Annotated in this window: 13 protein-coding genes and 1 tRNA gene; 5 read left to right on the top strand and 9 right to left on the bottom strand. The window is 40.2% G+C overall.

The window, feature by feature from the left end; translation table 11 throughout:
• The first annotated feature begins 7 nt into the window (after positions 1-7).
• Together KFB94_06875 and lplT are read left to right on the top strand one after the other, a co-directional pair.
• The gene (locus KFB94_06875) at positions 8-1,405 is read left to right on the top strand and encodes a PhoH family protein (GenBank protein ID QVL45014.1); all 1,398 of its coding nucleotides are present in this window, start codon (positions 8-10) and stop codon (positions 1,403-1,405) included.
• 47 nt (positions 1,406-1,452) lie between these two features.
• Complete coding sequence (gene lplT, locus KFB94_06870; GenBank protein QVL46604.1) at positions 1,453-2,622, top strand: lysophospholipid transporter LplT; 1,170 nt, start codon at positions 1,453-1,455, stop codon at positions 2,620-2,622.
• On the opposite strand, the gene KFB94_06865 is transcribed toward lplT, so the two are convergent.
• The 5 genes from KFB94_06865 to KFB94_06845 all read right to left on the bottom strand — a co-directional run bounded on the left by KFB94_06865 (position 2,619) and on the right by KFB94_06845 (position 8,617).
• On the bottom strand, positions 2,619-3,944 hold the full coding sequence (locus KFB94_06865) for an NAD(P)/FAD-dependent oxidoreductase (protein ID QVL45013.1): 1,326 nt from the start codon (positions 3,942-3,944) through the stop codon (positions 2,619-2,621). The genes lplT and KFB94_06865 overlap by 4 nt on opposite strands.
• A 124-nt stretch (positions 3,945-4,068) precedes the next feature.
• Positions 4,069-4,668, bottom strand: a complete 600-nt coding sequence (locus KFB94_06860) for a c-type cytochrome (GenBank protein ID QVL45012.1) — start codon at positions 4,666-4,668, stop codon at positions 4,069-4,071.
• A 147-nt stretch (positions 4,669-4,815) separates the two neighbouring features.
• Positions 4,816-5,385 (bottom strand): c-type cytochrome, encoded by a 570-nt coding sequence (locus tag KFB94_06855; GenBank protein ID QVL45011.1) that lies wholly within the window; start codon positions 5,383-5,385, stop codon positions 4,816-4,818.
• A 162-nt stretch (positions 5,386-5,547) separates the two neighbouring features.
• Complete coding sequence (locus KFB94_06850) at positions 5,548-6,468, bottom strand: quinoprotein dehydrogenase-associated putative ABC transporter substrate-binding protein (protein QVL45010.1); 921 nt, start codon at positions 6,466-6,468, stop codon at positions 5,548-5,550.
• A gap of 274 nt (positions 6,469-6,742) precedes the next feature.
• Positions 6,743-8,617, bottom strand: a complete 1,875-nt coding sequence (locus KFB94_06845) for a methanol/ethanol family PQQ-dependent dehydrogenase (protein ID QVL45009.1) — start codon at positions 8,615-8,617, stop codon at positions 6,743-6,745.
• Between the two features lie 267 nt (positions 8,618-8,884).
• Between KFB94_06845 and pip the strand changes: the two genes are divergently transcribed.
• From pip to KFB94_06830, 3 genes are all read left to right on the top strand, one after another.
• Complete coding sequence (pip, locus tag KFB94_06840) at positions 8,885-9,862, top strand: prolyl aminopeptidase (GenBank protein QVL45008.1); 978 nt, start codon at positions 8,885-8,887, stop codon at positions 9,860-9,862.
• Between the two features lie 30 nt (positions 9,863-9,892).
• On the top strand, positions 9,893-11,185 hold the full coding sequence (locus tag KFB94_06835) for a YihY family inner membrane protein (protein ID QVL46603.1): 1,293 nt from the start codon (positions 9,893-9,895) through the stop codon (positions 11,183-11,185).
• Between the two features lie 79 nt (positions 11,186-11,264).
• On the top strand, positions 11,265-12,773 hold the full coding sequence (locus KFB94_06830) for a tetratricopeptide repeat protein (protein ID QVL45007.1): 1,509 nt from the start codon (positions 11,265-11,267) through the stop codon (positions 12,771-12,773).
• Here the strand turns inward: KFB94_06830 and KFB94_06825 are convergent.
• The 4 genes from KFB94_06825 to rpoD form a co-directional block, all read right to left on the bottom strand.
• Positions 12,709-13,080 carry a hypothetical protein gene (locus tag KFB94_06825; GenBank protein ID QVL45006.1) on the bottom strand — a complete coding sequence of 124 codons (372 nt, stop codon included), beginning with the start codon at positions 13,078-13,080 and terminating at the stop codon, positions 12,709-12,711. The two genes, KFB94_06830 and KFB94_06825, sit on opposite strands and share 65 nt — an antisense overlap.
• 319 nt (positions 13,081-13,399) lie before the next feature.
• Positions 13,400-13,705, bottom strand: coding sequence for an ArsR family transcriptional regulator (locus tag KFB94_06820; GenBank protein ID QVL45005.1), 306 nt, complete (start codon positions 13,703-13,705; stop codon positions 13,400-13,402).
• 13 nt (positions 13,706-13,718) lie between these two features.
• Positions 13,719-13,797, bottom strand: a tRNA-Ile gene (locus tag KFB94_06815).
• 17 nt (positions 13,798-13,814) lie between these two features.
• Positions 13,815-15,776, bottom strand: a complete 1,962-nt coding sequence (gene rpoD / locus KFB94_06810; protein QVL45004.1) for an RNA polymerase sigma factor RpoD — start codon at positions 15,774-15,776, stop codon at positions 13,815-13,817.
• Positions 15,777-15,839: the final 63 nt, after the last annotated feature.

Here is a 15,839-nt window from a genome sequence, read left to right as displayed (position 1 = left end):
TTCTCTTATGGCAAAAAAAAATTCGACATCCACAAAACTCTTTGTATTAGATACCAATGTATTGATGCACGATCCATCCTCACTGTTTCGGTTTGAAGAGCATGATATTTTTTTACCAATGGTCACCCTTGAAGAGCTTGATAACAATAAAAAAGGATTGACGGAAGTTGCACGTAATGCTCGGCAAGCAAGTCGTTATTTAGAAGAAATTGTTGGCACTGATTTAATTGATTTAGCTAAGGGTTGTCCGCTTGCTATCCAAGGCAACCGACATGTCACTGGACGACTCTTTCTTCAAACTAATCAGATCAATACAGAATTGCCCGGTTTGGCTGGTAGCAAAGCTGACAATCAAATTATCAGCGTTGTCCTTAATCTACACACACAACAGACCAATCGTGAAGTTGTTTTGGTTAGTAAAGATATTAATATCCGCATCAAAGCCCGCGCTATGGGGCTACTGGCAGAAGACTACTTCAACGATAAAGTATTAGAAGATACTGACTTACTTTACTCTGGCAGTAGAGAATTACCAGAAGATTTTTGGGAAAATCACAGTAAAGATATGGAATCATGGCAAGACTCTGGCAATATGTACTATCGCATTACAGGCCCGTTGGTCAGCAGCTTTATGGTGAATGAATTTATTTATTATGACTATGAAAAACCATTTCATTCCATCGTCCGTAAGATTGAGAATAACAGTGCCGTTTTACAAGTCATTCAAGATCACTCACAATCTAAACACAATGTATGGGGCATTACTGCACGTAATCGTGAGCAAAATTTTGCGCTTAATTTGCTCATGGATCCAGATATCGACTTTGTCACGCTGCTTGGCCAAGCAGGCACGGGAAAAACACTGTTAACATTAGCAGCCGCGCTTACACAAACCTTAGATAAAAAAATCTATTCAGAAATTATTATGACACGCGTTACCGTGCCAGTTGGTGAAGATATTGGATTCTTGCCTGGTACAGAAGAAGAAAAAATGGCGCCTTGGATGGGCGCTCTCGAGGATAACTTAGATGTTCTCAATAAGACGGATGAAGAGGCTGGTGAATGGGGTCGTGCGGCAACCCAAGATCTGATTCGGACTCGAATTAAAGTAAAGTCTCTTAACTTTATGCGCGGACGCACTTTTTTACATAAATTCCTGATTATTGATGAAGCGCAAAACTTGACACCAAAACAAATGAAAACCCTGATTACACGCGCAGGGCCAGGAACAAAAGTTGTCTGCCTGGGTAATATTGAGCAGATTGATACGCCATATTTGACAGAAGGTAGCTCTGGACTCACTTACGTAGTGGATCGGTTTAAGGACTGGCCACACAACGGCCATATGACACTAATCCGAGGTGAACGCTCTCGCCTAGCTGATTTTGCAGCGGAAGTATTGTAAAGAAAACCAATAGACGATGCTTTCACAACAATCACTGGTCTAGCTTGATGAATAAGCAGTTTCATATTATCTTGATAGCACAGTTTTTATCGGCGCTTGCTGACAACGCATTGTTATTTACTGCCATTGCACTCCTGTCAACCTTGAGTGCCCCAGACTGGCATACCCCGTTGCTACAGCAGTTTTTTGTTATTTCTTATATTGTACTTGCTCCTTTTGTTGGTTCTATTGCCGATGCTTTCCCAAAAGGCAGTGTCATGTTTTGCTCAAATCTGATTAAAGTCTTTGGCTGTGCGGCGATGATATTTGGCATGCCCCCTCTCTATGCTTATGGTATTGTCGGTATCGGCGCTGCGGCTTACTCACCAGCCAAATATGGCATATTGACTGAATTATTACCTAGCAATCAACTTGTCGCAGCGAATGGCTGGATGGAAGGCTCAACTGTCACAGCCATTATTTTTGGCGCTATTCTTGGTGGTATGCTAGCTACTAATCATCTTCAAATAGGCATGTGGATGATTGGTGGTTTATATTTAGCTGCCGCTGTCTTTAATTACTATATTCCAAAACTACCAATAGATCACAAACCAGAACAAAAGCGTTTATTCTTTATTATCCAGGATTTTTTACATGCTTTTCGAACGCTATGGAAAGATCCGCTAGGACAAGTTTCTTTGGCTGTGACAACGTTATTCTGGGGCGCCGGGGCAACACTGCGATTAGTCGTGCTATCTTGGGCCGCTATTATCTTAAACTTTACAATTGAACAGTCAACGCAGCTTATTGCCATGGTCGCTATCGGCATTGCGGTTGGTTCTATCATCGCATCGCGTTACATTACCCTAGAAAATTCCGTAAAAGTATTACCAGCAGGCATCGTGATGGGTGGACTTGTTATTGCAATGGTGTGTATTACTAACTGGGTGATTGCTGGTATATTATTGTTTATCATTGGCGTATTGAGTGGCTTTTTTGTGGTGCCCCTGAATGCATTACTGCAACACAGAGGTCACTTACTCATTGGCGCTGGCCACTCTATTGCAGTCCAAAATTTCAATGAGCATATTGGTATACTTATTATGCTTGGGCTTTACTTAATGATGGTAAAAAGCAATATTCCTATTAACTCAATCATAGCAATTTTTGGTCTATTTATTATTATTAGCATGTCTATTATTAACCGAGTTTATCGCAATACTAAGATGACTAACTAATGCAACTTCACCTGCGGCTCAGTTCTTCGTGAAATAAATCTTCCTAGCGATTGCAATAGTACCGAAAAGAATCCATGTAATGCCACCAAATGCATTTGATAGAGTGATCGATACATCAGACGTGCAATCAGACCTTCTATATACATAGACCCCCCAGATATAGCACCCATTAAACTACCGACTGTTGTGTAACGCCCCAAATTAACTAGGGAACCATAGTCTCTGTATTTATAGGTTGGTAATTTATGTTTGCCTGCTACTCTTTGTTTCATTGTCTTTATCAGCAATGATGCTTGTTGATGGGCAGCTTGCGCCCGTGGCGGTACATTTGACGTATGTCCAATCCATGGGCAAGCTGCACAATCGCCAAATGCAAATATATTTTCGTCTAACGTAGTTTGTAGCGTTTGCTGAACCACTAACTGATTAATACTATTTGTTTCTAATCCATCTATATGCTTAAGAAAATTGGGTGCTTTAATACCGGCAGCCCAAACAACCAGCGCTGATGGAATAAAGCGGCCACTATGGGTATGCACGCCTTTTGCAGTCACCTCTGTTACTCGCTCACCTGTATTCACTTGCACACCCAATTTATTAAGCTCCAATGTAACAGAGTCAGCCAACTGCTTAGGTAATGCAGGCAACACTTGTTCACTCGCCTCAATGATTGTTATCTTTACATCTTTATCAGCATTGATATTATCTAAACCATAGGCGGCTAATTCACGCGTTGTATTATGTAGCTCCGCAGCCAATTCAACACCCGTTGCGCCAGCGCCTACAATAGCAACATTGAGTTGCCCCTCTTCAATAGGTGTTGTTTGTGTTTGTGCTCTCACTAATGAGTTATGCAGTTTACGATGGAATCGCTCAGCTTGATCTTGTGTATCTAATGCAATTGAATGCTCTAGTGCACCTTTAATACCGAAATCATTTGTTGTACTTCCAACAGCAATCACTAATGTATCGTAATGAATACCCCTTGCAGGAATAACCTCAAAACCATCCTCATCGTGATATGGCCCAAGTAGCACTTCATTATTCTTTCTATCTAAACCATTCATACGCCCTAAACGGAACTTAAAATGATGCCAATGTGCCTGGGCGAGGTAATTAAGTTCATGCTTTTCTGGATCCATACTACCCGCAGCAATTTCATGTAATAACGGCTTCCATACATGAGTGCGGCTACTATCGATGAGAGTAATTGCTGCCTTTTTTTTCTTACCCAAAGTATCGCCAAGGCGAGTAGCGAGTTCTAGCCCACCTGCGCCACCACCCACAATAACAATATGATGTAATTTTTTTTCCACTGTCATTTCATTCACTCTTCTGAAAACTTGCGTCTAAAAAAACGCGCTTACAAATCTAGTTGGTAAGCGCGTCATCGCTAATCATATAAACTGGTCAATTAAGCGCATGTCTAAGAAGCGCCGCCCAGCATTATTCCAACCATGGCTTGCCGTCTGTACCTTCGTAATGGGTGCGAATATAAGCAATTGCTTGTAATATTTCATCGGTGGTTAAACCATCACCAGTATGTCCTTGAATCTGCTTATGCCATTTAAACATTACACCTTTTTCTGATTTACCTGGAGTTCCGGCTGCAATCGTTTGAAACATACCTTTATCTGTCGCATTTTCTGGGTAAACCCATTGGTTATCCCATATACTTTGACCACCTTGAGGTTGCTTTTTCAGTCCAGGTGCCATCACACCTTCTAATTTACCACCGTGGCATCCTGTACAGTTATTATAATTGTAAGCACGCTGACCAAGTTTTTTTAATTTTTCAGGGTCATTTGCGAAAATTTCATTGTATGGATTTTTACACGTTTGCAAAAATGTTTTTGCAGCCTCTGAATCTTCGGCTGCTACTTTAATGTTCAAAGGGCTACCATCAATCATTGAAACGAGATTGCAACCTGCACCATCCGCTTCCGCAACCGCATTGCTTTCTGTAGCACTATCTTCTTTACCGCCACAACCCGTTAATATGGTTACCAATGCCAATAGAGCAATACCAAATTTAACTTCTTTCATTCCTAACTCCTTACTATTGATTAAATAATGATGTTATTAGCGATGTCTATGAAAGAGCATAGTTTACCTGCTATTGGTCAATTATCAAAAAAAAACGGCCACACTTGATGTGTAACCGTTTTGAATATCTACTCTAGATTGCAGAGGTTATTTCAACCAAGTTTTACCATCCGTACCTTCATAGTGAGTACGAATGTAAGCAATTGCTTGTAATATCTCATCCGTCGTCAAACCATCACCGGTATGGCCCTCAACTTGCTTATGCCATTTAAACATAGCACCTTTTGCAGATTTACCAGGTGTGCCGCCAGCAATTGTTTCAAACATACCTTTATCTGTTGCATTTTGTGGATAAACCCACATGTTGTCCCATTGACTTTGACCACCAACTGGCTGTTTTTTCAAACCAGGCGCCATCACACCTTCTAATTTACCACCATGGCAACCTGTACAGTTATTATAGTTATATGCTCTTTTACCTAACTTCTTAAGTTTCTCAGGATCTTTTGCGAAAATTTCATTGTATGGATTCTTACATGTTTCCAAAAATGTTTTTGCTGCTTCTGAGTCTTCAGCTGTTACTTTAATATTTAACGGACTACCATCAATCACTGAAACTAATTTACAAGCAGCACTTGCTTGAAAAGAAACTGACATTCCTGCGATTGTTAACAAGCCAACCATTAGAGTTGACTTCAATGTTTTGTTACCTAACATGTGATCTCCCTGTATCTACTTAACAAAATGAGTGTCGTTAGTTTTTACACTTACCGTATTAACCACGTACAAACATTAAACGAACAATAAATTATTTGGTTGACAGAACTTTTGATTTTGCATAACTCAAATAAGCCCAACATTTTACCTAAGTTTTAAGCCTTAGTCACCCGACTTTAGCTGTTTCTTTTTATTATCTTTAAAGGTTTTCATAATATTGTCATCTTCAACAACTGGCACGGTCGGAATGCCATAATCTGCCAAAATTTTCATGATTTTATCGTGGTTGCGATCTAAAGCGCCTTGTATTAATTTCATACGCTCTTTATCGCTATGACGTACACCAATTGACATATTCCAGTAGGTTTTTCCACGCGCATTGACCTTCTCATATTCTGGTGCAAGCCTTACTACCATTGGCACTGTAGATTGCTTTGCAAAATAACCACCAATTGGTCCCCACGCAACTGCTACATCAATTTCACCTTTTGCAAGATCATCAATCATCTCACTAGGTTTTTTGTTCAAATCACGCTGAATTCGATAAGGCTTAGCGTTGCCAATAATATCATTATCATTCAGTGGAACTGTTGTAGGTGATTTATCTGTTGTTCCAACTAATCCTTTTTTAAGGTCCGGAGAATCCCACCCATTAATGTCATAAGCACTTTCTTCACGCCATACAAAGACATGGCCAGTGCGATAATAAGGTTTAGAGGTTTTTACTGGGTCATAATCCGGTGGTACACCCATCAATACATCACAGCGTCTTGCATTAATAGTGTTTCTTAAAAATCCAAAACGGTTGAATGCATACATAAATGATAATTTCTGTCCTAAATCTTCTGCAAGCACTGCTGCAATCTTATCTTCAAATCCTTCTTGTTTGTTATTTGAAAAGGGCATGTTATCTGGATCTGCACATACTCTAAACTCATCTAAGCTTGGCACTCTTGCCTGCTCACCAGGTCTTCCTTCATCTGGGTTTAACGGTGGAATTTCATCAATTGCATCTGCATAACTAAAACTCGAAATCGTCATAAAAACTGTTGCTAAGCCCAGCTTTTTTAATTTATTTAACATTATTTATTTCCTTTTGGATTCAAGAATGAATTTTAATACTTTCCAACTAAAGATAGAGTATAACCAGCACTAAAAGTTCTTACCTTAATTAAAACCATGAATATCTGCACTGCGATTTAAACCTATATCACTCACGATGTACCACTTTTTTTATACGTAATATTTTTGTGATAGCACCTAGATTAATTAGCAGGAAGCACAGCTATAAAAAACAAACACCTCGCCGAAGCGAGGTGTTTTTATTACTTCATACTAAACTGAATTTAGCTATAAATTATAGACTAAACACTGTTAATGCACCGCCACCAGGAGCAGCGTTGTATTTCACTAGTTCAGCATAACCACCAGCAGCACCAAGTGCGTCTGTTGGTGTAGTCAAGCCAAGGTTCATCGCAACGCCAGCCCAGCCACCAATACCTGATAGTGTACCAACGTACTGTTTACCTTTATGACCATATGTAAATGCATTACCAATCACACCAGAACCAACTTGGAATTTCCATAGTTCTTTACCTGATTGTGCATCTAAAGCTTTAAACCAACGATCAAGAGTACCGTAGAACACTAAGTTTGAAGCAGTTGTTAAAGCACCACTCCAAGCAGAGAATTTCTCTTTGTTGTACCATACTTTTTTGTTGGTCATTGGGTTATAAGCAGCAAAACCACCCATTACACCGTCTGGACCTGGGAACATAGTCAATGTAGCACCAACCCATGGTTGACCTGCAACATATTTAGACTCAACTGGCTCGTATGTCATACATACGTGGTTTAGTGGAGAATAAACAAGACCTGTTTTAGGTGAGTAAGCAGCAGGCTGCTGATCTTTAGTACCTAACGCAGCTGGGCAGATGCCTTTTGCGTTGTAGTCTTGGTGAGTTGAAGCTGATGCCACTTTTTGTGGAACACCAGTTTTCATGTCAACGTGTGTTGCCCAGTTAACAAATGGATGTACTTTCTCAGCAGCGATTAATGAACCATCGTGTGCGTTGAATGTATATGCAAAACCGTTACGGTCATGATGCCAAGCGTATGTTTTGCCACCTTTGTCGAACAAGATTACTTCGTTAATACCATCATAATCCCACTCATCGTGTGGAGTCATTTGATAGCCCCATTTAGCAATACCTGTGTCTAGGTCACGTGCAAAAATAGTCATTGACCATTTGTTGTCACCTGGACGTACATCTGGGTTCCATACTGAAGGGTTACCTGTGCCGTAGTAAACTAAGTTTGTACGTGCATCATATGGCCACCAGCCCCATGTAGAACCACCACCATGTTGCCAACCATCTTTAACTGCTTGTGGTTTCAACCATGTACGTGTACCAAGTTCTTTTTCGCCGATTTTCATCTCGCCAAGTTTAAGTGCTTCAAAAGAACCACCTTCTTTGTTACCACCGTTGATGTCTTTGTATACTGACAACGCACTGTATTGTGGGTTTGCAGAGTTGAAGTCATCACCGATTAGCATTTCAGCGTCAGGACCTGTTGAGTATGCTTTCCATGCCAATGAACCATCTTTAGCATTGTAAGCAACTAAGAAACAACGTACACCAAACTCAGCACCAGAACAACCAGTGATGATTTTGTCTTTGATTACGTGTGGAGCATTTGTGTTTGTTGCACCAACTTTAGGATCGTTAACCAATGTTGACCATTGTTTAGCACCAGTTTTAGCATCTAAAGCAACTAAGTTACCGTCATTTTGTTGCAAGTAGATTTTGCCATCACCATAACCAAGACCACGTGATACGTTATCGCAGCACAATACAGCTTGTACTGATGGATCTTGTTTTGGGAAGTATGACCATACGATTTTTTGATTATCGTTCAAATCAAGTGCGTATACGTTGTTTGGGAATGCTGTATGTACATACATCATGTTACCAACAACAACAGGTGAACCTTCGTGACCACGGTTTACACCAGTAGCGAATGTCCAAGCTGCTTTAAGGTTTTTAACGTTACCTTTGTTGATTTGCGCTAATTCACTAAAGCCGTTATTCGTGTGATTTCCACGTGGATGCGCCCAGTTGTTAGCGTTTTTAATAGCTGCTTCTTGGTCAGCAGCAGCTGAAGCAACCATTGGCATTGCCATTGTTGCAGCTACTAAGCCTAAAGCTAGCTTAATTTTATTTACTTGCATGTTTTTCTCCAAAGTCAATTACTAAGGGTTTAAAGAAGTACTGTTCAAATTTAAGGCTTTAGTTTTAACTACAAAATCACTAAGGCTTCAAATTTTTACCGCACCTTTTATTTCACATTTAACATGTGAGGATTGCAATATAAAACAATTAAATTATAAATGCAACACTTTGGTTACAATTTATTTACATTTTAACAAAAAAAATTTCATTATTATTCGTGTAAAATAAAATACTTAATAAAATCAGATAGAAAGCGTTAATTTAAAATGTGTCCATCCACTTACAATTTATATCCTGAAATAGATAGTTATCACAAGAGTTGGCTAAAAATAGATGATTTGCACGAAATTTACTATGAAGAATCAGGCAATTCAACTGGCAAACCCGTTGTTTTTCTACATGGAGGACCTGGCAGCGGTTGCAACCAAAGCCAGCGGCGCTTTTTTGATCCAACGCATTATCGCATCATCTTGCTAGACCAGCGTGGGTGCGGTAAAAGTAGACCGCAAGGTGAGCTTTTGAACAATACCACAACTGATTTAGTCAATGATTTAGAGGCGTTGCGCCAACATTTAAATATTGACAGCTGGCATGTATTTGGGGGTTCATGGGGAAGTACACTTGCTTTAGCTTATGCAACCGAACATCCCCAGCATGTCATTTCTTTAACATTGCGCGGTATTTTTCTTAGTCGACAATCCGAATTAAATTGGTTTCTGGGCGATATTAAACACTTTTATCCAGAAGTATGGCAAACCTTAGTTGATTATTTACCAAGTGATGAACAAGCGGATGTCTTAACTGCCTTTGAAAAACGAATAGCCTCTGAAGATAGAGCGATTAGCCATCCCGCTGCGATTGCATGGAATAATTACGAAAACAGCATCATGCGTCTCGATCCTATTGCTTCAAAAGCAACGCCTAGCAAACTGACAGCATCGGAGCAAATTGCAGAACAACTTGCTGATATTGCACGCGCTCGCGTACAAATTCATTATATTCGTCATTTGTGCTTCGTTAATGGTGAAGCGATATTACAGCGTGCTGCTTTGCTATCAAGCATCCCTACAGTGATTGTACAAGGGCGTTATGATATGGTGTGCCCGCCATACACGTCTTGGCTACTTGCACAGGCAATGCCACATGCAACCTATGTTATTGTGCAAGATGCGGGCCATTCTGCAATGGAACCAGGCATTACTTCCGCGCTCGTTGCTGCCACAGAACAATTTAAAGCATTGTAAATTAATGGTTAATTAACCAATATTAAGCGAATAACCTTGAATAAATTAAGCGCCGTCAAAGCAGGTATCAAAAAATTTGCAAAGCATCCCGCCATTAGCAAACCACTTGTCGCCTACTCTAGAAAAGAATACGCAACACTCTTGTTTATTTTTCGCGAAACCTTAGCGGGCTTTGGCAGACACAATGTGCTTGGGCTATCTGCATCGCTATCGTTTTATGCTTTATTTGCGCTTATTCCGATGGTATTACTCATTTTTTACTTATTAAGCCGCCTTGTGTTTTCATCTGATTATGCAATTGTCAAGTTAGCTATACTCACCAGCAATATCATGCCAGACTTTAGCGGTAAAATTATGACCGAAGTGTATAACGCCTCAACAACCAAAGCCGCTTGGGGCGCACTTGGTCTATTTGTTTTATTTTGGACAATTACGCCACTTGCACGGGCAATGCGCACTTCTTTTTATCATATTTCATCTGTCACTGAGAAGCCTTCATTTTTTAAAAGTAAAGTTGCAGATATTGCTTCTGTGCTCGGGATTTTGTTGCTATTTTTTTCATTTACTGCGGCAGGCTATGTAGTAGAAGGCATTGTGCAATTTTTGGCAGAACTCTTACCAAAAAAGACACTTAGCTTTATCGGTGACGCCATCACCCTATCATTGACAACCTTATTCATTGCATTGTTCTACAAGATGTTTTTTCCGATGCGCGTGATTATGCGTCATATTTTAATGGGCGCGTTATTAACGGCTTTATTATGGCTTTTGATGCGTCCGGCATTCACGCTATTCTTCTCACTTAATCCCAATTATGGCGCTGTATTTGGCAGCATGAAAAATATGTTTGTTTCCATTACTTGGCTATATGTCAACTTTGCAGTTTTTTTATTGGGCTCAGTCTTCATTGCTACCCTACGAAAACAAGATGTATTATTGCTCAAAGGCTTATTTGATGAGGCATCTGACAAACGAAACTATATAGAAGCGCTGATGCAACGTTATGGTATTACGCTACAAGCAAATGACTGTGTATTTAGCATTGGTAATACAGAGCGCAATCTTTATTATTTAGTATCAGGTACGGTTGATTTGACGATAGATCATACTGTACTGCGTACAATCAGGCCGGGACAATATTTTGGTGAAACGGCAATCTTGACGCAACATCCAACTGCAAATAATGCCATTGTAACTTCTGTACAAGCGCATATTATTGTTATCTATGCAGAAAATATTGATACGATGTTGACAGATTATCCAAGTATCGCCATGCGCCTGTTGAAACAATTGGCTGCAAGGCTGGAGAGCGCAAGTGCCTGATACAATGACTTTTAACGCAACAGAATATTGAGTAATATGACAATCCAACCAACTAAAACTGTACGATACAATCAATACTATGGCAAGCACAGCACAACCTAGTCAACAAGCAACTCAAGACCTGATTCAACAACTAAACAATGGTCAACTGGCGCTAGCTGAACAAACAGCAAACAACTTAATCGTCCAGTATCCATCCGCTTTTATATTACATCACATCCTAGCATTAGCTTTAGATGGGCAACAGAAATTTGCAGCCTCTATCAGTAGTTACCAGCATGCGATAAAGCTACAACCCAATTCACCTGATTTGTACTTTAATTTAGGAATTGCCTTAAGCCATGAAAATCGACTTGAAGAAGCCATCGATGCTTATCAACAAGCGATTAAACGCAAACCAAATTTTTTTGAAGCGTATGGTAACTTAGGCACTGTATTACAGCGATTAGGTCGTTTAGAGGAGGCGGTGACTAGCTATCAAAAAGGTCTAAAGATCAACCCACAAGATGCCCGCGGCTACTTCAATTTAGGCACAGCATTGCGCGATAAAGGCAACCTAACTGATGCTATTGCCAGTTATCAACAAGCCATCTCGCTTTTTCCTAACTATACCGATGCCTATAACAACCTAGGCGAAACACTACGCGATCATGGCGACATGGATGCTGCAGTTAAGCACTATCAGGAAGCATTATCACGCAATCCTGATCATCCCAATGCTAATTACAATATGGGCGAATTTTATTATCTGGCTAAGCAATATCGCGCAGCAGCCAGTTACTTTGAGCGTTCTCAGCTTGATGACTGGCAAGCGCGTCAAATGTACTCACTTTATAAAGGCGAGTATTTTGATGATTTTAAATACCTATTAGACGATGTTGTTAATAACAGCCGACACACATCGCCATTTATCGCCACATTAGCAACCCATTATGCAACTAACTTTGATCAAGAAGATAGATATAACTTTTGCAAAAATGGGTTTGATTTCGTCTATCAAAATAGTATTCAAGCATTAGCTGAACCGAATAGTCCTTTACGAAAACAATTACTACATGACATTGAGTTTGCCGATATTGCTCAACGTGTGCAAGGTATGCTACATCATGGCAAACAATCCGCTGGTAATTTATTTAAACGCCCTGAGGATTCATTTAAACAGCTGGCAGCGCTCATCAAGCAAGAGTTCATCAATTACAAACATCAATTTGCACATGCCAATTGCTCGCTCATTCAAGACTTTCCAGAAGAACTTGAGTTCACCAGTTCGTGGTATGTCAGTATGCAACGCGGCGGGCACTTAACTGCACATATCCATGAAATTGGCTGGATTAGTGGCGCTGTATATTTATCTATGCCAAGCCCTGAAGGCGTAGAAGGCGCCTTTGAATATGGCATTCACGGTGACAATTACCCTATTCAACCACCTAAAAGTGAACTAGACTTTCCGACTAGATGTTTACTACCTAACGTTGGTGATATTGTGCTCTTTCCCTCTTCACTTTTTCATCGCACCATTCCCTTTAATGCAGATGAGAAGCGCATTTGCATTGCATTTGATTTAAAGCCGCATATTCGGTCAAACTAGCACGGTCTTTAGCCAAGATAAGTTGTTTAAAAATAGACAAATCGCCACCCAAGTTAAACACCGCTTCATCTTGAGAAGCAAGAACAAGATAATTAACTTGATGCAAAGCACCTTCATATGCAATCTGACCTTGTGTATTAAGTAAGGCAGTTTGTCGTTGCAATAGACTTTGCATACAAGTTTTATTAAAACATGGCCTTGGTGTTGGTCGCATCAGATACCACATAACACCAAATTCACGCTCGAAACGGCTATCAACTTGCTCAGCGCTAAGATTAAGCTGGTTAAAATCGAGGATATTATTCATATTAAGCTCCTGTAGTGATTGCATTGAAAAAACTAATCTTTTTCTTTTTCATTCATGTTTGTTCTCCGCCTTACCCAGCCCACTTAAACATGAGACCAAAAAATACATCAATAAAAATAATATAAGCAATTGATTTAAATAAGTTATATATATTTTTGATGTATCGTTTACTTATTATTAGGTTAATATCAAAATACTACGCGTATTTTGAGAGATTAAACACCTCCGTACTGAAGATTTAAACCAAAAAAAACGGCTTACATTTGTATAAGCCGTTTTTTATTTTCTTGCGTGCAACGATTAGATTGCGTCTAATTAATCACGATGAAGAGGGTTGTGGTGATGACTTTCTGCCCGGTGCTGCTGGTGGTATATAACCAGAAATTCTGCACAGGCGGCCTTCAATGGCAACGCCGTTCTCAAAATTAGTAACGCTGCAACTAGACACTGCCTTACTTGATTCCAATTGTGTAATTGAATCGTGTACTTGCTCAAGAGAAATACCAGTCTGTTGCGCAATTTCTCTATCTAGCTTCTGTCCATGTTTTTTAAGGTATTCGAGTACTAATGTTGTATTCAATTCATGCTCCTCTGATGTGTAATGATAAGAAAACAAATTTTGCATTGTTAACAATGTGTGGTGGCCCCCCCGTGAGTCGAACACGGCACCAACGGATTATGAGTCCGCTGCTCTAACCAAGCATGAGCTAGAGGGCCAAAAACCTTTATTTCAATTAATCCTGACCTGTTTCTAAAAAGCTTTTTAATCTTTCAGAACGCGTAGGATGTCTTAATTTACGTAGCGCTTTTGCTTCAATTTGACGTATGCGCTCGCGTGTCACATCAAATTGTTTGCCGACTTCTTCAAGTGTATGATCGGTATTCATCTCAATACCAAATCGCATACGCAATACTTTTGCTTCACGTGGTGTAAGCGACTCTAATACCTCAGAAGTTGCGTCTCGTAAACTACCATAAACTGCAGCATCCATTGGTGCCAATGTTGTCGTATCTTCAATAAAGTCACCTAAGTGAGAATCCTCATCATCCCCAATTGGCGTTTCCATTGATATTGGCTCTTTGCTGATTTTTAAGATTTTACGGATCTTATCTTCTGGCATTTCCATTTTTTCGGCTAATAAAGCTGGATCAGGCTCTTGTCCTGTCTCTTGTAAAATTTGACGACTAATACGATTCATTTTATTAATCGTTTCTATCATATGGACAGGAATACGAATCGTACGCGCCTGATCAGCAATAGATCTTGTAATCGCCTGCCGAATCCACCAAGTGGCGTAAGTAGAGAACTTAAAACCACGGCGATATTCGAACTTATCAACCGCCTTCATCAAGCCAATATTACCTTCTTGAATTAAATCCAAAAACTGTAAGCCACGATTGGTATATTTTTTCGCAATCGAGATCACCAAACGTAAGTTTGCTTCAATCATTTCTCGCTTCGCACGACGCGCCCTTGCTTCGCCAGTTGTCATTTGCTTATTAATATCTTTTAGTTCTTTAATAGGCAAACCCACTTTTTCTTGTAAAAAGATCAAGCGATCTTGCTGATCGATCACCGAGTCTTTGTAGCGAGCCAAGACTTCAGTATAGGGCTTATCAGAAGCTAGCTCATCATCCAGCCAGTTTAGATTCACTTCATTGCCAATGAAACTTTTAATAAAGTGTTGCCGTGGCATTCCAGACTTATTCACACAAAACTCTAATACTTTACGTTCATGCATACGAATGTCTTGTACCAGATTACGCACCTGATTACACAACAACTCAACTTGTTTAGCAGAGAAACGGAACACCATTAACTCTTGCAATACTACTTCATGTAACTGTTTATACTCAGGATCCTGAGAGCCTCTTGATTCGCGGATTACGTTCATCTTGGCATTTGTTTCACGTATCACAGCAAAGCGAGTAATCACTTCTTCTCTTAATTTAGACAGCGCTTCTGCAGAAATTGCCTCAGCCTTTGCTTCAGCCTCTTCTTCATCGCCATCATCATCGCCATCATCGTCACTATCATCGTCCGTTTTAGCAACTGCGGCATCTGCAACAAATGCTTCATCCAGACCAATATCATTGTCAATTAAGCCATCAACAAGCTCTTCGACGCTAATTTCTTCACTCTCAACACGATCAACAATACTCAGCAGTTCAGTAATCGTTGTTGGGCATGCAGCAATCGCTTGCACCATGTGTTTCAAGCCATCCTCGATACGACGAGCGATTTCAATTTCACTTTCGCGCGTCAACAAATCTACAGTGCCCATCTCACGCATATACATACGTACAGGGTCTGTGGTGCGTCCAAACTCGGAGTCGACGGTTGCTAGCGCTTGCTCTGCCTCTTCTACAGCATCATCATCAGCAATTGGCGTAGGCACATCATTCATTAACAAGGCTTCTGCATCAGGCGCCTGCTCATATACTTGAATACCCATATCGTTAATCATACCGATAATGCCGTCTATTTGATCGGTGTTGGATACGTCGTCAGGCAGGTGATCATTGATCTCTGCATAGGTTAAATAACCGCGCTCTTTACCCAGTACAATTAAGGTTTTTAATCGCGTGCGTCTTGTCTCTGCATCCAGGGCAACAGCTGCAGGGTCTTTTAGCGCTTCAGTCGCAAGCTTTTGCTTTTCTTTTTCTAAGGTTTTCTTTGATTTAGGTCTAGCCATGCACGTCCTTCAATTCTCTTTAAGTATCGGCAACAAACAGTTAAAAACGAGAGTAATGATTAA

It is taken from the genome of Methylophilaceae bacterium, assembly GCA_018398995.1.
Classification (GTDB): Bacteria; Pseudomonadota; Gammaproteobacteria; order Burkholderiales; family Methylophilaceae.
The sequence above is the reverse complement of the archived record's forward strand: the minus strand, read 5'-3'. Positions and strand labels throughout refer to the sequence as shown.

Excerpts from the sequence above, each read along its gene's own strand:
- KFB94_06860 (QVL45012.1), bottom strand. The coding sequence starts at position 4,668 with ATGAAAGAAGTTAAATTTGGTATTGCTCTATTGGCATTGGTAACCATA.
- KFB94_06855 (QVL45011.1), bottom strand. The coding sequence starts at position 5,385 with ATGTTAGGTAACAAAACATTGAAGTCAACTCTAATGGTTGGCTTGTTA.
- KFB94_06875 (QVL45014.1), top strand. The coding sequence starts at position 8 with ATGGCAAAAAAAAATTCGACATCCACAAAACTCTTTGTATTAGATACC.
- KFB94_06865 (QVL45013.1), bottom strand. The coding sequence starts at position 3,944 with ATGACAGTGGAAAAAAAATTACATCATATTGTTATTGTGGGTGGTGGC.
- KFB94_06820 (QVL45005.1), bottom strand. The coding sequence starts at position 13,705 with ATGCAAAATTTGTTTTCTTATCATTACACATCAGAGGAGCATGAATTG.
- KFB94_06825 (QVL45006.1), bottom strand. The coding sequence starts at position 13,080 with ATGAATAATATCCTCGATTTTAACCAGCTTAATCTTAGCGCTGAGCAA.
- KFB94_06830 (QVL45007.1), top strand. The coding sequence starts at position 11,265 with ATGGCAAGCACAGCACAACCTAGTCAACAAGCAACTCAAGACCTGATT.
- pip (QVL45008.1), top strand. The coding sequence starts at position 8,885 with ATGTGTCCATCCACTTACAATTTATATCCTGAAATAGATAGTTATCAC.
- rpoD (QVL45004.1), bottom strand. The coding sequence starts at position 15,776 with ATGGCTAGACCTAAATCAAAGAAAACCTTAGAAAAAGAAAAGCAAAAG.
- lplT (QVL46604.1), top strand. The coding sequence starts at position 1,453 with ATGAATAAGCAGTTTCATATTATCTTGATAGCACAGTTTTTATCGGCG.
- KFB94_06850 (QVL45010.1), bottom strand. The coding sequence starts at position 6,468 with ATGTTAAATAAATTAAAAAAGCTGGGCTTAGCAACAGTTTTTATGACG.
- KFB94_06845 (QVL45009.1), bottom strand. The coding sequence starts at position 8,617 with ATGCAAGTAAATAAAATTAAGCTAGCTTTAGGCTTAGTAGCTGCAACA.